The following is an 18,310-nucleotide window of genomic DNA, read 5'->3' on the forward strand; positions in this document are numbered from 1 at the left end:
TTCGGCCGGAACTCACGGGAACGGCGCTCACAGTAGCCGGCGACACTCCCCCAGCGGGGGAAACCACAGCGGCTCGTCGTTCGCGCCGTCCCACACCGCCGGGTAGAATGCGTCGGGGTCCGTGACCAGCGGCGACTGAAAATCGCTGGCGAACAGGCCGTTGACCGTCGCCCCCCGCGCGAGGCGGGTAAACGCCGGGAGCACGAGGACGTCGCGTCCCCGGTACGCGCCCGGCCCGTAGAGGAAACACGGTCGTTTGCGGCCGTCGATCGAGATCGCTGGGTGGTCGTGGCCGATCACGTACCGATCGGCGTCCCCGTCGGGCCGTTCGTGGCCGTGGCAGACGATCGTCGTCCCGTCGGACTCGCTATCCAGCCGGTACTCGTCGACCGGGTCGCCGTCGAAGACCGAGTCGAGCATCGTATCGTGGTTCCCGCGCGCGACGACCAGCGACGCGCCGGCCCGATCGACGACCGCCCGGAGTCGCGAGAGGTCGTCCTCGACCCCGTGGGGGAGCCGCGAAAACGAGTGGAGGAGATCGCCCGCGACGACCACCGTCTCGGGGTCCGTCGCGGCGAGGGCGTCCTCGAGACGGGCGACGACGTCGGCCCCGTCGTCGATCGGGGCGTCGACGCTCGAGGCGGCCCCGCGGCCGAGGTGGACGTCGGCGAGGACGAGTGTCTCGGCCGTCGGGACGAAGACGGCGCGATCGTGGATCGAAAACGGGACCTCGACCTCGACGCCGGACTCGGTCATCACTCGTCGTTCGATCTCGAACTCGAACTATCTTCGGCTCCCGCGGCGTGGCCGCCGTCGGCCCGGATCTCCCCGCTGAGCGCCTCCTGAAGGTCGTACTCGGTGCCCGTGAGGATGAACAGGACGTCCTCTAACGGCTCGAGTATCTCGGGGAGGATCCGGACCACGAGGAAGGTGATCCCGACGAGCGCGACGACCGACAGCAGCTGGGCGATGTAGTTGTGCGCGACGAGGAACGAGACGCGACTCGGCTCGGCACCCATGTAGGTCGTCATGAACGAGACCAGCCAGTCCTGCTGGAACCAGCCCCACGGCGACGCGAGGCCGATGAAGACGTTCCGAATCTGGTTGAGGAACCAGATGACCCCGACCGCGAGCGCGAACGCGCTGGCTTTCCGGCGGAGCGGTGCCTTCACGGCGGCGATCAGGCCGCCGAAGATGGCCATGCTCCCGATGCCGGTACAGGCGAGGACGATGTAGGTCGTCCGGCCGGTCACGGTCTCGTCCGGATCGAACGCGAACTTGCTCTGGTAGCCCTCCGGCCCCTCTACGAGCCCGGGGCTGTGCCCCAGCAGTTCCATCCCGTAGTGGGTCTGGGCGGCAGTCGTCTCGATCAGCCACGTCCGGACGACGGGGATGGTCTCGGCGGGCAGGTAGATCAGCCCCATGAACATCACCGCTTTCGACAGGAGCAGGAGCGAGTCCCGTCCCCGGAAGAGGAGATACCCCGTGTAGGTACACAGCGGCAGGGCGGCGAGCGAGAGAACGGTCTGTAACGGGCTCTGGGCGTCGGTGTAGTAGTACGGCACCATCGTCAGCCAGAAGACGCCGAAGACGACCCACGCGGCCGCGGCGACGTGGCGGGCCGGACCGAGCCGACCCTGCCGCTGGAGGACGAGTGCGACGACGAACGCGCCGATGGCGACCCACGCCAGCCAGTCGGTCATCCCGGAACTGGCCGCGGCCGGGATCACCGGGACGGCGTCTACGGCCCCGACACCGACGGCCGGTGCGCTTCCGGGCGTCGTTACGAACGACCACATTGTCGTCTCGAACCGAAGGACTCGCGCGCTATCAACTTGACGTTCGTTACACGCCCACGATTCGCGGACCATCGATCGCCCACCCGATCGGTGCCGATCGACGACCCGCGACCGAGTACCTTTTTGCCACACTCGAGAGAAGATGGCCTATGGTCGACGTCCTCGACGACAAGCGAACGGCGACGCGATTCCGGATCCTCGTCCAGATCGCCGAGCGCCAGCCCGCAGTCAGTCAGGGAGAGATCGCCGAGGAAGTCGGCGTGACGAGCCAGGCCGTCAGCGAGTACATTCGCGAACTCGTCGGCGACGGACTCGTCGAGAAGGAGGGGCGATCGCGGTACCGCGTCACGAACGAGGGCGTCGACTGGCTCTTTCGCGCGGCGGACGACGTGCGCCGGTTCGCCGACCACGTCACCGGCGACGTTCTCGGGGCGATGAGTGAGGCCGCCTACATGGCCACCGACGACATCGAGGAGGGCGAGACCGTCTCCCTGTTCGTCGAGGACGGCCTGCTTCACGCGAGTCCGGGCGACGAGGGACCCGCCACCGGCGTCGCGACGACCGACGCGGAGGCCGGCACCGACGTCGGCGTCACCAGTTTCGAGGGTGTCATGGACCTCGAACCCGGCTCCGTAACGGTGCTACAGGTACCCACAGTTCGGTCCGGCGGCAGCCGAGCGATCGACGATTCGACCGTCGTCGAACACTGCGAGGACGCCGACCGCGTCGTTGCAGCGGGCGTCGAGGCCGTCGTCGCCTGTCGACGGGCCGACGTCGACCCGGTCGTCACGTTCGCGGCCGGCGAGGTCGCCGCCGACGGCGCCGAACGCGGCCTCCACGTGACCGCCGTCGCGACGAGCGACGAGGTCGGCCGGGTCACCGATCGGCTCCGTGAGGCCGGCGCCTCCTACGAAGTGCTCGAAGAGTGAGTGGGCGGTGCGGGTTCCCCGTCCTCCGACGGAAACGGGTTCTGTGGCGCTGAATCGACGAGTGGCCGCCGCCGGTTGCTGACGGCAACGAGAATCGAGCGCCGGGGTCGAGAGCGCGATCGTGAAAACTCGATCGACCCTAGCCGATGTAGCGCAGGTCGTCGTCGGTCGGGACGTCCATCTGCTGTTGCTGTTCCATCTCCTGGATCTTGCCGACGACGTCCTCCATCTCGTCGGCGCGTTCGTCGAGCGTCTCGTAGTCGAGTTCGAAGCCGAGCACGGTTTCGAGCACCTCGAGGACGGCGCGAGCGCTCTTCGGATCGACGAGGTAGCCGCTGGTCTCGCCCATCAGGCAGACCGCGTCGAAGCCGCGCCGCTCGCCCAGTCCGAGCAAGAGTCCCGAGACGCCGACGATGCCGCCGGCCGGTTCGTCCTCGCGGAACTCGACGCCGGCGTCCTCGTGGGCTTCGCACAGCGACTCGTCGCTGACCGCACCGACGACGGCGTACTCCTCGATGAGTTCGCCCGTCGGCACGCCGCCCAGCGCGTAGACCTCCGACGCGCCGAACTCCTCGGCGACGTCGAGGAAGGCGTCGGTCAGCACGTAGTGGCCCTCGTTCGTCTGGGCCTGGTGGTCCCCCGTCAGCAAGAGCATGTCACGGCCGTCGGGAACCGTGACGGCGTAGATCTCGGCACACGTGAGTTCCGAGACGCCGTCTTCGATGCTCACCTTCGGCGGGAACTCCCGGGAGTAGACCCGGCGAACGAGCGTACTCTCGGCTTCCAGTTCCTCGAGCAGGTGTTCGACGGCGAGCGTCCCGACGTGTCCCACACCCGGCAACCCCTCGACGAGGACGGGATCCGTGAGGTCGACCTCCGCGACTGCGTCGATCTCGAGTTCGTCCATACCGTATCAGCGGCGGCGACGTTTAAGAGACCGTCGGTACTCCCCGTACGGGTCCGCGGGGTCGAACGGTGCCGGCGCGCTGTTCTCGGCGTCGGCACCGCACTCCGGACAGCTATCAGAAAGGGTATACACCGGGCGATCGTGGGCGTCTCGCCACGCCGAACACACCCGGATGTCGGATTTCATTACTCGTCGTCGGTTCGGCGTTCGCGGTGGTACTCGCCTTCGCCGCCTTCCTGCTCGATCGCGGCGATCGCCCGCTGTGCGCTCGCCTCGAGCTGGGACTCGGCCGTCTTGTAGTTCGGAGCCTGCACCTTGATGCGGTATTCGGGGGCACCGACGTAGCTGACGGCGAGGTCGACCTCCTCGGGGACCTCGCCGTTGCCTTCGGCGGCCGCGAGCGCCTCGCGGATGCCGTCGACGCCGCTGGGCGAGGGGTTCTCGAGGTCGACGTAGCCGGTGACGTTGACGTACGGCACCGAGACGTTCTCGCGGGCCGTGTCGACGATCGCGTCGATCTCGTCGTCGTCGAGGTCGGTGTCCTCGAGGGCGCCTTCACCGTGAATCGCGGCCTGCTTGAAGCCCTCGTAGAGGCTCCCGTGGGCGCCGATCAGTTCGTTCGCGATCGCGGTGTAGTCCTCGTCGTCGATCTCTTCGCCGAGCGCGAGGCCCATCCAGTTGTCGGCCTTCTGCTCGTTTTTCCACTGCTGGATCTTCTCGGAGCGCTGGTGGTCGTTGACGTCCTTCAGCGAGAGGTCGATCTGCTGGGACTCCTCGTCGACGTCCAGGACCTTGCAGACGACGATCTGGCCCTCGCGGACGTGATCGCGGACGTTCTTGATCCAACCGCTCGCGACCTCGGAGATGTGGATCAGGCCGCGTTTGTCCTCGTACTCCTCGAGATCGACGAAGACGCCGAAGTCTTCGATCTCGTCGATCTTGCCGACGACGAGTTCGCCGGGATCGGGCCAACCGCTGTATTTCATCGTGACTCGACTGTTTCGAGTACGTCGTGTTCGATTTCGGCCTTCCCGCCGGTCGGTCGGGCGAGGGTCGTGCCGCAGACGGCACACGAGACCTCCGTGGCGGCCTTGCCGAAGACGATCTGTTCGTTCTCGCAGTCACTGCATCGGACGCTGTAGAAATTTCCTGCCATCGTAATCACTCCTGGAACTCGAGTCGGCCGGCGCGCCATCCCTCGCGGAGGTGGGCCTTGCCACACTCGCTGCAGCGGTACTTGAGGTCGGTCTTCTTGGTCGGCTTCTCGCCACCCGGCACCTTCGAGAAGCGACCGGAGTTCCCGATGCTCGCGGTGTTGCGTCGGGTGCGGCGAGCGTCCCATTTCATCCCGGAGGAGCGCCCCGATCGAGCCTTCTCGACCTCGTGTTCGTGGTGTTCGTTACAGTGTGGGCAATAGGTATTGAATCGGCGTGGCATCTGCATGGTTATCTCACTTGGCGTGGGCTAAGACAGCGCCGTTTAAAACCCGTTTGGTTCGTCGCCGTCGTCCGATCGGCGCTCCCGTCTCGGCCCGGAATTAAGACGCCGGCGAGTGACGTGGCCACTACTACAACCGATTTCGGCGTCTGGGAGGACGTCGACGGATGTGACAGCAGTCGATGGCTCTCAGGAACATACTGCCGGGGACGGCCGATCGTGACGCGACCGATCGGCGAGATCCAACTGGCTACGTGACGGACCGACTGGAATCGGGGACCAACGCGGTCGCGGACCTCTCCTCGCAGGTCTGCGAGACGGCGACAGAGCGGGCGACCGACGCCGTCCAGCGGGCCGGGGACGAACTGTTCGAGCGTTCGCTCGCTCGACTCGGAGCGGATCTCGACGATCGACCAGCGCTCGAGGACGGCGGCACCGATCGCCGATCCACCCTCGAGGACCCGATCGATCGCGCCCTCGAGAACTTCCTGCACCGGTACGGACTCGATCAAGACCGGCTAGACGAACGGACGCTGGAGACGATCCGAACCCGGCTGTCGGCCACCGGCGCGGACGTGAACCCGGCGGAATTGCTCGAAACGGTTCTGACGGGGGATCTAGCCGGGACGGACGCGGATCCCGGTTCGGGTTCGATCGACGGGTCGGATGCGGCCGCGGACGATCCGATCGCGGCGGCGTGGCCCGTACTCCGGGATCGATTGGCCGGGACTGCGGACCGGCCGATCGACGACGTCGTCGAGGACCTGCTCCAGCGCGACGCGATCGAAGCCGCACACGACTTCGAACGCCTCCTACTCGAGGACGTGGGGCCGCTCGTGAGGGCCCTGGAGTCGAACCTGGAAACCGTCGAGACGGCACAGGCGAAGGCCGGATCGTCCGGGGGAACGGATCCAGACGCGACAGCGCGGGGCGGGCAGGCGTCGGCCGACGCGACCGCACCGAGAACGGGCCCGTCAGCCGCGACGGAAACCGATGGGTCGGCGAGGAGCGTCCGGTCTGCCGTCGCGACGGCGATCGCCGCGACGACGATGCTCGCGGACGACGGCGGCGTCGACCCCGCAGTCGCGTCACTGGCGACGAATCTGCTTCAGGCTGGCGACGGGGAGGTGCCGGTCGATCGCCTCCTCCGAGAACTGGTCCCGGTGTTGATACGGACGGGAGCGGCGAGCGACCTCGATCTCGAGACAGTTCGTTCGAAGTCGACCGGTTCACTGGCGCTCGTCGCGCTGTTCGTCGCCAACCTCGTCGCGATGAGCCTCGGTGCGTGGCTCTCTCGGAAGAAGGCCCCGCCGATCCCCGACGAGATCCGAGGCCCGGAGGGGGAGCCGATCGTGACGGACGAGCAGGTCCGCCTCGGGAAGAAAGCGTTCCAGGCGAACGGCCTCATGAGCCACGGGTCGATCCTCGGCAACGGCTCGTACTTCGGGGTCGATCTCACGGCCGACGCGCTGGACATGAAAGCCGACTTCATGCGGGAGTACTACGCCCGCGATCGCGGGGTCGAGTCGTTCGAAGCACTCGATCCCGAGGACCGGGCCGTCGTCGAGGAGCGGGTCGAGCGGGAACTCGACGGCGACGCGCCCGAGGGCTCGATCGCTCGGTACACCGCCGCCGAGGTCTACGCTCACCGCCGGATTCGCGAGGCGTACGTCGATCGGTACTACGGGGGCGCTCCCGAGCGCGGCATCCCGCAGGGGTACGTCGACACGCCGGCCCAGGCCGAACGGATCGCCGATTTCGCGTGCTGGACGGCGTGGATGGCCCACACGAACCGGCCCGGGTCGGATCACTCGTTCACGAACGACTGGCCGCACGTGCCCGAAAGCGGGAACCGGCCGACCGGCCAGGTACTGGTCTGGAGCACGATCAGCGTCGTCCTGCTCATCGCCGGCGGCGGCGTCGGCGTCTGGGCCTACCACGCGTTCGACGTCGCGGAACCGACGACGGAACTCGTCGACGTCCCCGGCCCCGATACGGTGTCGATCACGCCGACCCAGTACGCTGCGGCGTGGTACGTCCCCGTCGCGGGCGCGCTGTTCGTCGCACAGGCCCTTGTCGGCGCGTTGCTGGCCCACTACTACGTCGAACGGACCGGATTCTACGGCATCGGCGAGGCGCTCGGGATCGACGTCGTCTCGCTGGTGCCGTTCTCGGTCGGACGCACCTGGCACGTCAACCTCGGAATCCTCTGGATTACGACGCTGTGGCTCGCCGGCGGGCTCTTCCTGCCGGGGCTGTTCAGCGATCGCGACCCGCCCTGGCAGGCAGCGGGTGCGACGGCACTGCTGGGCGTGCTCGTGGCGATCACGGTCGGGGCGTTCGCCGGCGTCTGGCTCGGCACCCGCGGCGCGTTCGGCTCGCCCGGAGCCGGCGACGGCGACGACGGGGATCTCTGGTGGTTGCTCGGCTCCGAGGGGCTCGAGTACCTGGAAGTGGGTCGGGTCTGGAAACTGGGCCTGCTCGCCGGCTTCGCCGGCTGGACCGGGCTGGTGCTCCGCGCCGTCCGCCGGCTGGACGAACCCCCGACCGGGCTGGGCCACTTCGTGACCTACGCCGGCGGCTCGATCGCGCTGCTGTTCGCCGCGAGCATGCTCTACACGCCCGACACGAACGTCGCGGTGACCGAGTTCTGGCGCTGGTGGGTCGTCCACATGTGGGTCGAGGGCGTCTTCGAGTTCTTCGTCACCGCCGTGACCGCCGCCGCGCTGGTTTCGATGGACCTGATCGAGAAACCCGACGCCGAGAAGGCGATCCTCTTCGAGGTGTTCGCGATCATGGCCGCCGGCATCGTCGGCGTCTCCCACCACTACTGGTGGGTCGGTCTCCCCGACGTCTGGGTCCCGATCGGGACGACGTTCTCGACGCTCGAGTTCGTCCCGCTGGTGTTCGTCCTCTACCGGAGCCTCGGCGAGTACCGATCGCTGTCGGCCCAGAGCGAGGCCTTCCCCTACACCCTGCCCCTGCTGTTCATCGTCGGCAGCAGCGTCTGGAACTTCGTCGGCGGCGGGGTGCTCGGGTTCTTCATCAACCTGCCCGTAATCAACTACTACGAGCACGGCACCTACCTGACCGTCGCGCACGCCCACACGGCGACGTTCGGCGCGTTCGGCCTGCTCGCGCTCGGCCTCGGAACGTACATCCTGCGCGTCGTCACGCCCGAATCGGCCTGGGACCCGACGTGGTTCCGCGGTGCGTTCTGGCTGACCAACGTCGGACTCGTGGTCATGACCGTCGCGTCGTTGCTCCCGATCGGGTTCCTCCAGCTTGGAACTGCCTACAGCGACGGCTACGCCGCCGCGCGGGACCTCGAGTTCTACGAGCAAGACCACGTCCAGACGCTCCTGTGGGCGCGGACGCTCGGCGACACGCCGATGATCCTCGGCGCGCTCGCCTTCACGGCGGGGGCGATCCGGCACCTGGTGGCCGCCCGGCGGCACTCGGCGGCGTCCGGCTAGCCGGCCGATCGTCGCCGCTCGCGGCGGCACGGACTCCGAAACGCTTACTCCCTTCTCTTCCGAATTCGCGGCCATGAAGCGGCTCATCATCCACGGGGACCCCGGGATCCGGAAGGGCGCCATCATCGAGTACGACGGTGAGGAGGTCGTCTGCTTCGGTATCAACCGCAACGGCGAGTACCACGGTCCCGAGGAAGTCCAGCTCTGGTGTACCGTCGGCACCGACGACGAGTTCGAGGACTTCGAGAAGCGCAACTACCAGCCGCACTTCCTCGACGTCGATCGGGTCGATGCGGACGCGGTGAGCGTCGTTCGTCCGAAAGGCGACCTCGCAATCTAGGGTAGTACCGACGTCCCGTCCCACCCGAAGACGGGACGCGTGTGCCGGCACTGACGTTCAGCGGGCCGTATCAGTCTCCGAACGTTTTTCGTCCTACAGCTAGACAGTCCGATACGAATGAGTCGGACGGTCGGTCTCGTCACGCCCGCGTTCCGTCCGAACGTCGACCCGTTCCGCGCCGACGGCAGCACGGCGATCGATCGGACCGCGTCGAGAACTCGGGACCGGTCTCTGCCGGGCGCGCCACCGGAGGAACCGGATCCACGCGGCGATCGCCGGTTCGCGATCGGGCGGACGGACGGTAATCGAGACCAGAGCGCCGCGATGGACGCACCCGCGAGGTCGGCCCCCCGACGATGAGCGATTCGCTCGCCGACGCCATCCGGACGCGGGGTCGTGCGCTGATCTCGACGGCCCGGTTCGGCCAGTTTGCGGGCGTCGGAGTCGTCGGCGCGACCGTCGACAACGGCGTTCTCCTCGCGCTCGTCGAACTGGCTGACGCCGGATTCCTCCTCGCGAAGGTCGTCGCCTGGGTGCTCGCCGTCGGGGTCATCTTCGCGATCAACGAGGTGTGGACGTTCGCGTCGTTCGGCGATACGTCGCCGCGAGCGCTGGGCACTCGGCTCGGCCGATCGTACGTGGTCCGATTCGCCGGGTTTCTGGTGACGCTCGCGGTGTACTGGGGACTGGTGAGCCTGTTCGACGTGTTCTATCTGCTCGCGAACGTGATCGGCATCGGCGTCGGATTTGTCGTCAATTACACCTTCGAGAGCCTGTTCACGTGGCGGGTTCATCGGGACTAACGGTAGAAACCCACATACGGCGGTCGAATCACAACCCTTAACTAGGGCACTCGGGTATAATCTGGTAGCGGGATGGGATAGCCAGGAGATTCCGGCGGGCTCATAACCCGCAGATCGGTAGTTCAAATCTACCTCCCGCTATATTTTGCCGCGAGCTAATTCGCGAACGGCAAGTATAGCACGGTGGGAGTTTGAACCAGACGAGACGCGCGCAACGCAGTGAGCACGTCTCGGCGTGGTTCAAATCTACCTCCCGCTACTTTCGACGCGAACAACAACGAGGAACGGAGTGACGAGTGTCGTGAGCGTCGAAAATACGACGAGAAGATTTGAAGGAGACCACGAGCGACCGAAGGGAGCGACGTGGGCGTGGTTCAAATCCACCTCCCGCTACTTTCGACGCTCCCGCGCGAGAACCATAGCGATCGTCCGCCGGCCGATTCCGATCGCGGGCGACCGACGTGTTACGGCGAAATCGTAAAGGTCGTTTCGCTGGCGAGGTTGCGTTCGACGGGCCGATCAACGTTGAGGGCGACAGAGAGGGTGTGCGTACCGGACTCGAGCGGTTTCCACTCGCGTTCCGTGACCTGAATCTGTGGCGTCCAGCGCCGTTCGACAACCTTGCGTTCGCTACGAGAAAAGTTGATGACGCTAGTTCGGTCCGGGACCCGTGACGGGACTTCGCTCGCACGGGCGATACCGTCGACCGACCACCGCCAGAGTTCCGGCGACTCGGTGACGATGCGAACGGGAAACGGGAAGCGATTGCGAAACGTCGCCCGCCAGCGGACCGCTTCGTCCGGCGCGTACTCGTCTTTGTCCGTCTCGAGGTCAACGCTCACCGCGCGGTCGCGGAGCCAGACCGGGAGGAACGCGTGGCTGGCCGCCTCCCAGTCGATCATCTTCCGTGAGCGCTCGTCGGATTCGCTCGGCGAGAACGGGTCCTCGTCGTCCCGCGAGAGCGCGTCGGACTCGTAGATACGACGCATTGGGTCACTGTAGGAAGCTACCGCGCAAGAAATCTTCGTTTCGACACGCAAACGGATCGAACGTCGGAGACTCGAACGGCGATCAGACGTCCGTTTCGATCATCTCGTGGTACGGGCACGCGATTTCGTGCGTTCCACTGACGGACTCGAGGTCCGGGTGTGTCTCCCACTCGCTGCAGTCTTCCTGTGCGATGGGACAGCGCGTGTGGAACTTGCACCCGCTCGGCGGATCGAGCGGCGACGGAACCGACCCCTCGAGGATGACGCGATCGTCCTGCCAGAGCGGATCGGGTTCCGGGATCGCAGACAGCAGTGCGTGCGTGTAGGGGTGATACGGCGGCGTGAAGATTTCCTCGGCCGTCCCGACTTCGACGATCTCGCCGAGGTACATCACGGCGATGCGATCGGCGATATGTTCGACGACCGAGAGGTCGTGCGCGATGAACAGGTACGAGAGGCCGAACTCGTCCTGGAGGTCCTCGAGCAGGTTGAGGATCTGTGCCTGCACGGAGACGTCGAGCGCGGAGACGGGTTCGTCACAGACAATGAAGTCGGGGTCGACCGCGAGCGCGCGAGCGATGCCGATCCGCTGTCGCTGGCCGCCGGAGAACTCGTGCGGATAGCGGTTGGCGTGGCTCGGCTTCAACCCGACCGTATCGAGGATTTCCGCGATGCGAGCGTCCCGTTGTTCGCCCTCGGCGATCCCGTGGATGTCGAGCGCCTCGCCGACGATGTCGTTGATCGTCAGCCGCGGGTTGAGGCTGGCGAAGGGATTCTGGAAGATGTACTGCATCTCCCGGCGCTTTTCCCGGAGTTTCGATCCCGATAGATCCGTGACGTTCTCGCCTTTGAAGTAGACGTCGCCCGCCGTGGGCTCTTCTAGCTGGAGGAGCGTTCGACCGAGCGTACTCTTCCCGCAGCCGGATTCGCCGACCAGCCCGAGCGTTTCGCCCTCGCGAACCTCGAGGTCGACGCCGTCGAGGGCGCGAACCCACGACTGGTTGCCCAGCACGCGATCGAGGAACCCGTCCGCGCTGCTGTAGTGCTTCGTCAGTCCGTCCGTCCGAACGAGTGGTTGGCTGCTCATGAGTCCCCTCCGTCCGTCATGACTTCGACCTGGTACGACAGTTCACCCTCGAGATCGCCCGTGTAGGCCAGACACGACGCGGCGTGTTCCGTGCTGTCGTCCGCGTCCGTGGGATCCCCGGTGTCGGTGTCGACGAGCTGGGGCTCTTTTCGACTGCAGGCCTCCTCGGCGTACGGACACCGCGGGTGGAAACTACAACCCGGCGGCACCTCGACGAGGTCGGGCATCGTTCCCGGAATCGTATCGAGTCGATTGCGTTCGTCCCCGATGCGGGGGATCGACCCCATCAGCCCGACCGTGTAGGGATGTTTGGGCTCGTAATAGAGGTCCTCGACGGGCGCCTTCTCGACTTCCTGACCGGCGTACATCACCATCACGCGATCGCAGATTTCGGCGACGACGCCGAGGTCGTGCGTGATGAGCTGGATCGCCGTGTCGAACTCCGAGGCCAGTTCGTCGAGCAACTCGAGGATCTGTGCCTCGATCGTGACGTCGAGTGCGGTCGTGGGCTCGTCACAGATGAGCAGGTCGGGATCGCACGAGAGCGCGATCGCGATGACCGCACGCTGTTGCATCCCGCCGGAGAACTGGTGGGGGTAGTCGCTGTATCGCTCCGCGGGGTCGGGGATGCCGACCTCGGCGAGCATCTCGATCGCCTGCTCTTTGGCTTCCTGCTCCGAGACGTCCTTGTGCGTGCGGATCCCCTCGGCGATCTGCTCGCCGACCGTGTAGACGGGGTTGAGCGCCGTCTCCGCGTCCTGGAACACCATGGCGATCTCGTTCCCCCGGATGCGGCGCATCTCCTCGGGGCTTTTCTCGAGGAGATTCTCCCCCTTGAACAGGATCTCCCCGTCGACGATCTCGCCGGGACTCTCGATGAGCCCCATGACCGACAGGCTCGTCACGCTCTTGCCGGCACCGCTCTCGCCGACGACACCGAACTTTTCCCCGCGATCGATCTGATAGCTCACGCCGTCGACCGCGCGAACGGTTCCGTCCTCAGTGTAGAACTGCGTAACTAGATCGTTGACTTCGAGTAGCGCCATTTATTGCATCCTCTGTTTCGTTGCAGTGTCTCCCTGTGGGTCGAGCGCGTCGTTGATGCCGTCACCGATCAGGTTGATCGCGAGCACGAACACGACGATGGCCAGGCCGGGGAAGACCGACACCCACCAGTAGCCGTCGGCGATCGTATCGCGAGTTTCGGAGAGCATCGTCCCCCACTCGGGGGTCCCCGGCGTGAGACCGAGTCCGAGGAAGCCGAGTGCGGCTGCAGAGAGGACGACGGTCCCGATCGACAGCGTCGCCTGGACGATGACCGGCGCCATCGCGTTCGGGACGACGTGCCGGAAGATGATCGACCGATCGGTCGCACCGAGGGCTTTGGCCGCGAGCACGTACTCGTTTTCTTTCACGCTCAGCACCTCACCGCGGATGAGACGGGCGTACCCGATCCAGCCGGTGATCGTCAGGGCCAGGATCATCTTCCAGAATCCCTGACCGAGCACCGCGATCACCGCGATGGCCAGCACGAGGAACGGGAACGCGTAGAGAACGTCGACGACCCGCATGATGGTCTCGTCGATCCAGCCGCCGAAGTAGCCGGCGATGGAACCGAGCGGAATGCCGATAAACAGCGCCAGCAACGTGGCGATGAGACCGATGGTGAGGCTGTATCTCGTTCCGACCAGGACGCGCGAGAGCACGTCCCGTCCAGCCCAGTCCGTGCCGAACGGGTACGAAAGCGACGGCGCGGCGTTCGACGGGCCGATGAACATCCCCGAGGGATCGTACGGCGTGAGCGAGATCGGCTGTAACGTGACCGACGTGCCGAACACGTCGACGGCGATCGGTCGTGCGAACACGGCCGTCACCGTCATCAGCGTCAGGAGCCCGACGCTGAACATCGCCAGTCGATTGCTCTTGAAGCGTCGCCAGGCGTACTCCCGCCTGCTCGTGCCGCCGTCCGATTCGCTCGCTTCCCACTCGGAGAAGTCTTCTCGATCGCGTACGCGATCGGCGTCGAACCCGGAGACCCGGATTCGTCCTCGCTGAGTCGTCGTCTCTCGTTGTGTCTGTTGCATCGTTAGTACCTGATCCGTGGGTCAAGCCAAGAGTACACGATATCCGCCAGCAGATTGGCGAATACGATCGATACACCGGTCATCAACACGCCGGCCTGGATGATCGGGAAGTCCCGCTGGGAGATCGATCTGACCAGCAGTCGCCCGAGACCGGGCCAGGTGAAGACCTGTTCGATGACGACCGCGCCGTTGATGATGAACGCGATCTGAATCGCTGCGACCGTCACGACGGCGATCAGCGAGTTGCGGAGCACGTGTTTGAAGATGACGGTTCGCTCGCTGAGCCCCTTCGCGCGGGCCATCCGAACGTAGTCTTTGTTGAGTTCCTGGAGCATCGAGGAGCGCATCAGGCGCATGATCAGCGACGCGGACGCGGTCCCGATCGTCACCGCCGGCAGTATCATGTACTTCAGTTTCGCGACGCTGAAGAGCGGAGCATCCGGTGGAATCGCACCGAAGATGCCGAGTTTGACGCTGAAGACGAGGATCAACATCAGCCCGAGCCAGAAGTTCGGCGTCGCGATACCGAGCAGGGCGACGATCCGGCTGACTTCGTCGGCGGTCGACCCTCGCTTGACTGCGGCGATGATGCCCGTCGGAATGCCGACACCCATTCCGATCAGCCAGGACATGGCTCCGAGTGCGAGCGTGTGATCGAGTCGCGCGAGAATCTCCTTGGAGACGTCCCGACCAGACATAACGGACTCACCGAAGTCGAGAACGACGGCGTCGCTGGCCCACAACAGGTACTGTTTCCAGATCGGTTCGTTCAGGTGGAGATCGTTGCGGAGCTGTTGCTCCGTTTCCGCGTCGACCGTCGCGAACTGCAACATGAAGTCGACGGGGTCGCCGGGGATCATCTGCACCAGCGCGAACGACACGATCGACACCCCAATCAGGACGGGGATAGAGACGAGGATGCGTTTCAGTATGTATCGTGATAAGCTCATGTATCGATAACGGCGGAGAGGGTACTCAGCGGCTAACCTATTCCTCGAGGATTTCGATCAGGTCCTCGTTAGAGACCTTGAACTCGTCGGGAGAGACCATCGACGAAATCGGGCTGTACGTTTCCTCGCCGACGCCGTTCCAGACGTTCTCGATGATGGCTTCGCGCGGGAGCAGCAGGGTCAGGCCGCGTCGGACCTTCGCGTTGGTGAACGGTTCGAACTGCAGCGGCGGGATGAGGTAGTCGAACCCGCCGGCGACCGTCCGGTCGGAGGTGATGCCGTCCTGACTGTCGAGGTCCTCGAGCGACGATGCCGGCGGTTCCGCGATGTGGACGTCGCCGCTCTCGAGCGCACTGCGGCGAACCGAGGACTCGACGATGACGCGGTAGACGATCGAGTCCGGTTCGGGTTCGGCGGCGAGTTCGTTCGAGCCGTCGTACCAGTGGTCGTCGAATCGCGAGACGCGGTAGAGTTCCTCGGCCTCGTACTCCTCGTGCTGGTACGGGCCGGTCCCGATCGGTTCCTCCTGGAGGTCGACGCCTTCGATGACGACGTCCTCGTCGTCGACGACCTTGTCGCCGCCGTACTCCTCTTCGATGCCGGCCATCGGGACGATGAGGGCGTTACCGACGTTCAGCAGGAACGGCGCGTACGTCTGGCTCAGACTGATCTCGACCTCGTAATCGTCGATGACCGAGATCTCGCCGTCCTCGCCGAGCCAGTCGAAGACGTCGGCGGCGCGAGGCGTTCCCTCGTAGCGCTCCATGGACGCCTTGACGTGTTCGGCCGTCAGCTCCTCGCCGTTGTGGAATTGGACGCCCTCGCGGAGGGTGAACCGGTAGGTCGTTTCGTCGATCTCCTCCCAGTCCTCGGCGAGCCACGGCTGGGGTTCGCCGTTGTAGTCCGTTCCCACGAGCCCCTCGTAGAGGAGGGGAACGGTCACCTGGGTGGACGTCGTGTCGTTCTGCTGGGTCGGATCGAAGTTCGCGACGTCGGCACCGACGGCGGCCTTGAGTTCGCCGTCGTCTTCGGGGTCGCCGAACGAGATGCCGGTGTCGGCGTAGACGTTGTAAACGGCCGAGAACAGCGTCGAGTTGAACGGCGAGACGACCCAGTTGCTGATCGCGTCGTCACTGTACGCGACGTACTCCTCGGACGTCCGGATGAACGAGAGCGGGGACTCCTCGGCGAGGAGTTTCTGGAGGTCCCGCGCCTTCTGGACCCGCTCGTCGGAGGTGCGTTCGCTGACGGCGTAGCCGCGGAGCAAATCCGTGATGAGTTCGTCCACTTCCTCGTTGGAGTAGTGGTTCGTGTTACAACACGCGGGAGTGTGGAAATCGGATCGGAGGATGAAGTTCACGTAGGCGGTGGGGTCGTACCCTGCGGACCAGCCGAGTGCGGCGATCGCGTTCTCGTCGGCCGACTCCTCGGTGAGGAGGATTTCCTGGTAGGTCGTCCACTCGTACTGCTGGAGGCCGAGATCGAAGTACTCGGTGTTGTTGAGCGTCTGCTGGACGACTTCCACCCACTGGACGCGTTCCGGCGACTCGTTCGTGATGATGTCGCCTTCGTACGGCGGTTCGAAGTCCGCCTCCTCGAAGCCCTCTTCGAGGAGTTCGAGGGCTCGATCCTGGTTTGAACCATCCTCGTCACTTTCGCCGCCGAGACATCCGGCGAGTGCAACGGCGCCGGCACCACCCATGCCTTGGAGGAGTTTTCGTCGGTTAACAGTCCGTTCCGTCTGCGTGTGATCCCGCACCATGGATACGACATGTGAATCACAAATATAAATATGTATTGCTTCCCCTCCAAGCAATTCTTACCCCGTTTAATATACCGTTGGAAAAGGGAAGGGGCGTATCGATATACAGGTAACCATGATACAATCTCGAGTGAAAATCACTAATTGCTTCAAGAAATAGGAAACTGTGTGAAGCGGAAAAGCAAACTACCAGTTCGAGAGGTCGGCATTACGCCTTCGAAGGGGACTGTACGTGTTCAGGTCATCCCCCCGATCGCGTCGGACCACCGGTTCCGACCACAACCGAAATGACAGGCGATCACCGGACGTCGGGTCGGTCAAATTCCGATCAAACGGAACTAATGATGGGGCCGTACAGAAGGCCCAACGATCGTCCCACGAGACCGCCGTCAAGAGTGAGAATCCGCCCGGTGACGAGTGGGACGTACGACTCTCTAACACAGGACGGGTCGGGAGTCGACCCAAATTCTGCGTCGTGATTCCAGGCCGAGCGTCGTAGGGGAAGCCAACCGATCGTTAATCGCCCTCTTCGTCGACGATGACGACCTCGCCGTCGACGACGTCGACGTTGATCAGCGTCTTGACCTGATACCCGGCGTCGTCGACCTTGTTCTCGCCGCCGACCTTCTTGATGACCGCGACCGTGTCGATGACCTCGGCACCGATCTCGTTGAGCGCGTCGAGCACGGACGCGAGCGTGCCACCGGTCGAGAGCACGTCGTCCAGGACGAGGACGCGTTCGCCTTCGCGGACGTCGTTGATGTACATCTCGTTCTCCGAGTAGCCCGTCTTCTGAGAGATCGCGACCTCGTCTTCGAGCCCGTACTGCCGTTTGCGGATCACCGTCAGCGGAATGTCGGTCATCAGCGACACCGCGGTCGAGATGTGGATGCCCATCGCGGCCGGAGTGACGATGCGATCGACGTTCTCGAGTTCGGCTTTGCGGATGATCCGAATGACGATCTCGCGCAGCAGACCCGGATCGAGTTTGGGAACGCCGTCGCTGATCGGATGAACGAAGTAGTGGTATCCGTTTTTCTCGATGATCGGCGCCTCGAGAAGCGACCGTTTCAACTGATCCATGCCGTGGATCGGTCGGTAGCGGAGTAAAAGTTGACGATACCGACGAGCAAACGTGAGACGTCCACACACCGCTCGCGGTCAGTCGTCGGCTCTGTAGCTCAGTTCCGGCGGCTGGTTACCCTGACCGACGCGCATGTTCCGTTCGTGGTAGATGTGGGCGATCGCCGTCACGGTGAACGTGACGGAGATGACCCCCGCCCACGTCAGATCCGACAGCAGCGTCAGCGGATAGATTCTGAGCCACAGCGCGGCGACGAGCGCGCAACTGATCGCGCCGAGCGAGAGGTACAGTTCCCGCCAGGCGAACTCGCTTCCGGGGACGATCTCGAGGTAGACGCTGATGTCCCGCGTCCGATCGGTCGGTTCGATGACCCCCCGATCGGAATCGAACTCGAGGATGCCGGCCGAGTCCATCTTCGGCAGGTGCGTCTGCTGGAGCGTCGTGTACACGCGCTTTCGTTGTTCGGGCGTGACGCCGTCGAGGGTGGTCTCGTACTCCCAGGCGGCGATCTGCTGGGCGAGATCACCGAGTTCGACGGGTCGACCGTCCTGTTTCAGAAACTGGAGCACGTAGCGCCGCCGCTGGTTCCTGAGAACTTCGAAGATTTCGCCTTTCGAGAGAGGGCCGTCGGGTTCGCTTTGCTGTTGCTGGGCCACCACAGAT

Annotated in this window: 19 protein-coding genes, 1 tRNA gene and 1 pseudogene; 6 read left to right on the forward strand and 15 right to left on the reverse strand. The window is 64.8% G+C overall.

What is annotated here, in order from left to right; genetic code table 11:
- Nucleotides 1–27 precede the first annotated feature (27 nt).
- Together AC6I6X_RS12585 and artA are read right to left on the reverse strand one after the other, a co-directional pair.
- Nucleotides 28–756, reverse strand: coding sequence for a metallophosphoesterase (locus AC6I6X_RS12585; protein ID WP_497930868.1), 729 nt, complete (start codon nucleotides 754–756; stop codon nucleotides 28–30).
- Nucleotides 756–1,799, reverse strand: coding sequence for an archaeosortase A (gene artA / locus AC6I6X_RS12590; protein WP_497930869.1), 1,044 nt, complete (start codon nucleotides 1,797–1,799; stop codon nucleotides 756–758). Before artA ends, AC6I6X_RS12585 begins: the two co-directional genes overlap by 1 nt.
- A 149-nt stretch (nucleotides 1,800–1,948) precedes the next feature.
- Here artA and AC6I6X_RS12595 point away from each other — a divergent pair, with 149 nt between their 5' ends.
- Entirely contained in the window at nucleotides 1,949–2,728 is a 780-nt protein-coding gene (locus AC6I6X_RS12595; RefSeq protein ID WP_497930870.1) for a DUF7839 domain-containing protein, read from the forward strand.
- A gap of 139 nt (nucleotides 2,729–2,867) precedes the next feature.
- Here the strand turns inward: AC6I6X_RS12595 and AC6I6X_RS12600 are convergent, their stop codons facing one another.
- From AC6I6X_RS12600 to AC6I6X_RS12620, 5 genes are read right to left on the reverse strand one after another with little or no spacing between them, the layout of a single operon-like run.
- Nucleotides 2,868–3,635: a proteasome assembly chaperone family protein gene (locus AC6I6X_RS12600; RefSeq protein WP_497930871.1), complete on the reverse strand. Its 768-nt coding sequence runs from the start codon at nucleotides 3,633–3,635 to the stop codon at nucleotides 2,868–2,870.
- A 6-nt stretch (nucleotides 3,636–3,641) separates the two neighbouring features.
- Nucleotides 3,642–3,821 (reverse strand): RNA-protein complex protein Nop10, encoded by a 180-nt coding sequence (locus AC6I6X_RS12605; protein WP_497930872.1) that lies wholly within the window; start codon nucleotides 3,819–3,821, stop codon nucleotides 3,642–3,644.
- Complete coding sequence (locus AC6I6X_RS12610; RefSeq protein ID WP_497930873.1) at nucleotides 3,821–4,621, reverse strand: translation initiation factor IF-2 subunit alpha; 801 nt, start codon at nucleotides 4,619–4,621, stop codon at nucleotides 3,821–3,823. Before AC6I6X_RS12610 ends, AC6I6X_RS12605 begins: the two co-directional genes overlap by 1 nt.
- Nucleotides 4,618–4,791, reverse strand: coding sequence for a 30S ribosomal protein S27e (locus tag AC6I6X_RS12615; protein WP_497930874.1), 174 nt, complete (start codon nucleotides 4,789–4,791; stop codon nucleotides 4,618–4,620). The genes AC6I6X_RS12610 and AC6I6X_RS12615 overlap by 4 nt, the downstream gene beginning before the upstream one ends.
- A gap of 5 nt (nucleotides 4,792–4,796) precedes the next feature.
- Complete coding sequence (locus AC6I6X_RS12620; RefSeq protein ID WP_250141044.1) at nucleotides 4,797–5,078, reverse strand: 50S ribosomal protein L44e; 282 nt, start codon at nucleotides 5,076–5,078, stop codon at nucleotides 4,797–4,799.
- A gap of 176 nt (nucleotides 5,079–5,254) precedes the next feature.
- Here AC6I6X_RS12620 and AC6I6X_RS12625 point away from each other — a divergent pair, with 176 nt between their 5' ends.
- The 5 genes from AC6I6X_RS12625 (at nucleotide 5,255) to AC6I6X_RS12645 (ending at nucleotide 9,832) form a co-directional block, all read left to right on the forward strand.
- A complete protein-coding gene (locus AC6I6X_RS12625) occupies nucleotides 5,255–8,548 on the forward strand; it encodes a nitric-oxide reductase large subunit (RefSeq protein WP_497930876.1) in 3,294 nt (1,097 codons plus the stop codon).
- Nucleotides 8,549–8,621: 73 nt separating this feature from the next.
- On the forward strand, nucleotides 8,622–8,888 hold the full coding sequence (locus AC6I6X_RS12630; protein ID WP_250141043.1) for an HAH_0734 family protein: 267 nt from the start codon (nucleotides 8,622–8,624) through the stop codon (nucleotides 8,886–8,888).
- 117 nt (nucleotides 8,889–9,005) lie between these two features.
- On the forward strand, nucleotides 9,006–9,248 hold the full coding sequence (locus AC6I6X_RS12635; protein ID WP_497930877.1) for a hypothetical protein: 243 nt from the start codon (nucleotides 9,006–9,008) through the stop codon (nucleotides 9,246–9,248).
- On the forward strand, nucleotides 9,245–9,691 hold the full coding sequence (locus AC6I6X_RS12640; protein ID WP_497930878.1) for a GtrA family protein: 447 nt from the start codon (nucleotides 9,245–9,247) through the stop codon (nucleotides 9,689–9,691). Before AC6I6X_RS12635 ends, AC6I6X_RS12640 begins: the two co-directional genes overlap by 4 nt.
- A 66-nt stretch (nucleotides 9,692–9,757) precedes the next feature.
- Nucleotides 9,758–9,832 (forward strand) — tRNA-Met (locus tag AC6I6X_RS12645).
- A gap of 323 nt (nucleotides 9,833–10,155) precedes the next feature.
- Here the strand turns inward: AC6I6X_RS12645 and AC6I6X_RS12650 are convergent.
- From AC6I6X_RS12650 to AC6I6X_RS12685, 8 genes and pseudogenes are all read right to left on the reverse strand, one after another.
- Nucleotides 10,156–10,680: a DUF7974 family protein gene (locus tag AC6I6X_RS12650; protein ID WP_497930879.1), complete on the reverse strand. Its 525-nt coding sequence runs from the start codon at nucleotides 10,678–10,680 to the stop codon at nucleotides 10,156–10,158.
- 121 nt (nucleotides 10,681–10,801) lie between these two features.
- Nucleotides 10,802–11,767: pseudogene (locus AC6I6X_RS12655) on the reverse strand (ABC transporter ATP-binding protein); the annotation flags it as partial.
- Nucleotides 11,764–12,813, reverse strand: a complete 1,050-nt coding sequence (locus tag AC6I6X_RS12660) for an ABC transporter ATP-binding protein (protein ID WP_497930880.1) — start codon at nucleotides 12,811–12,813, stop codon at nucleotides 11,764–11,766. The gene AC6I6X_RS12660 and the pseudogene AC6I6X_RS12655, both read right to left, overlap by 4 nt.
- On the reverse strand, nucleotides 12,814–13,851 hold the full coding sequence (locus AC6I6X_RS12665; RefSeq protein ID WP_497930881.1) for an ABC transporter permease: 1,038 nt from the start codon (nucleotides 13,849–13,851) through the stop codon (nucleotides 12,814–12,816).
- A gap of 2 nt (nucleotides 13,852–13,853) precedes the next feature.
- Nucleotides 13,854–14,801 carry an ABC transporter permease gene (locus AC6I6X_RS12670; protein ID WP_497930882.1) on the reverse strand — a complete coding sequence of 316 codons (948 nt, stop codon included), beginning with the start codon at nucleotides 14,799–14,801 and terminating at the stop codon, nucleotides 13,854–13,856.
- Between the two features lie 37 nt (nucleotides 14,802–14,838).
- On the reverse strand, nucleotides 14,839–16,563 hold the full coding sequence (locus AC6I6X_RS12675) for an ABC transporter substrate-binding protein (protein WP_497930883.1): 1,725 nt from the start codon (nucleotides 16,561–16,563) through the stop codon (nucleotides 14,839–14,841).
- Between the two features lie 516 nt (nucleotides 16,564–17,079).
- Nucleotides 17,080–17,646 (reverse strand): hypoxanthine/guanine phosphoribosyltransferase, encoded by a 567-nt coding sequence (gene hpt, locus AC6I6X_RS12680; protein WP_265110424.1) that lies wholly within the window; start codon nucleotides 17,644–17,646, stop codon nucleotides 17,080–17,082.
- Nucleotides 17,647–17,724: 78 nt separating this feature from the next.
- A complete protein-coding gene (locus tag AC6I6X_RS12685; RefSeq protein ID WP_497930884.1) occupies nucleotides 17,725–18,303 on the reverse strand; it encodes a DUF7344 domain-containing protein in 579 nt (192 codons plus the stop codon).
- Nucleotides 18,304–18,310 lie beyond the last annotated feature (7 nt).

The sequence above is a fragment of the Halosolutus sp. YCN4 genome (assembly GCF_059736495.1).

Excerpts from the sequence above, each read along its gene's own strand:
- AC6I6X_RS12585 (WP_497930868.1), bottom strand. The coding sequence starts at position 756 with ATGACCGAGTCCGGCGTCGAGGTCGAGGTCCCGTTTTCGATCCACGAT.
- artA (WP_497930869.1), bottom strand. The coding sequence starts at position 1,799 with ATGTGGTCGTTCGTAACGACGCCCGGAAGCGCACCGGCCGTCGGTGTC.
- AC6I6X_RS12595 (WP_497930870.1), top strand. The coding sequence starts at position 1,949 with ATGGTCGACGTCCTCGACGACAAGCGAACGGCGACGCGATTCCGGATC.
- AC6I6X_RS12600 (WP_497930871.1), bottom strand. The coding sequence starts at position 3,635 with ATGGACGAACTCGAGATCGACGCAGTCGCGGAGGTCGACCTCACGGAT.
- AC6I6X_RS12605 (WP_497930872.1), bottom strand. The coding sequence starts at position 3,821 with ATGAAATCCGACATCCGGGTGTGTTCGGCGTGGCGAGACGCCCACGAT.
- AC6I6X_RS12610 (WP_497930873.1), bottom strand. The coding sequence starts at position 4,621 with ATGAAATACAGCGGTTGGCCCGATCCCGGCGAACTCGTCGTCGGCAAG.
- AC6I6X_RS12615 (WP_497930874.1), bottom strand. The coding sequence starts at position 4,791 with ATGGCAGGAAATTTCTACAGCGTCCGATGCAGTGACTGCGAGAACGAA.
- AC6I6X_RS12620 (WP_250141044.1), bottom strand. The coding sequence starts at position 5,078 with ATGCAGATGCCACGCCGATTCAATACCTATTGCCCACACTGTAACGAA.
- AC6I6X_RS12625 (WP_497930876.1), top strand. The coding sequence starts at position 5,255 with ATGGCTCTCAGGAACATACTGCCGGGGACGGCCGATCGTGACGCGACC.
- AC6I6X_RS12630 (WP_250141043.1), top strand. The coding sequence starts at position 8,622 with ATGAAGCGGCTCATCATCCACGGGGACCCCGGGATCCGGAAGGGCGCC.
- AC6I6X_RS12635 (WP_497930877.1), top strand. The coding sequence starts at position 9,006 with ATGAGTCGGACGGTCGGTCTCGTCACGCCCGCGTTCCGTCCGAACGTC.
- AC6I6X_RS12640 (WP_497930878.1), top strand. The coding sequence starts at position 9,245 with ATGAGCGATTCGCTCGCCGACGCCATCCGGACGCGGGGTCGTGCGCTG.
- AC6I6X_RS12650 (WP_497930879.1), bottom strand. The coding sequence starts at position 10,680 with ATGCGTCGTATCTACGAGTCCGACGCGCTCTCGCGGGACGACGAGGAC.
- AC6I6X_RS12660 (WP_497930880.1), bottom strand. The coding sequence starts at position 12,813 with ATGGCGCTACTCGAAGTCAACGATCTAGTTACGCAGTTCTACACTGAG.
- AC6I6X_RS12665 (WP_497930881.1), bottom strand. The coding sequence starts at position 13,851 with ATGCAACAGACACAACGAGAGACGACGACTCAGCGAGGACGAATCCGG.
- AC6I6X_RS12670 (WP_497930882.1), bottom strand. The coding sequence starts at position 14,801 with ATGAGCTTATCACGATACATACTGAAACGCATCCTCGTCTCTATCCCC.
- AC6I6X_RS12675 (WP_497930883.1), bottom strand. The coding sequence starts at position 16,563 with ATGGTGCGGGATCACACGCAGACGGAACGGACTGTTAACCGACGAAAA.
- hpt (WP_265110424.1), bottom strand. The coding sequence starts at position 17,646 with ATGGATCAGTTGAAACGGTCGCTTCTCGAGGCGCCGATCATCGAGAAA.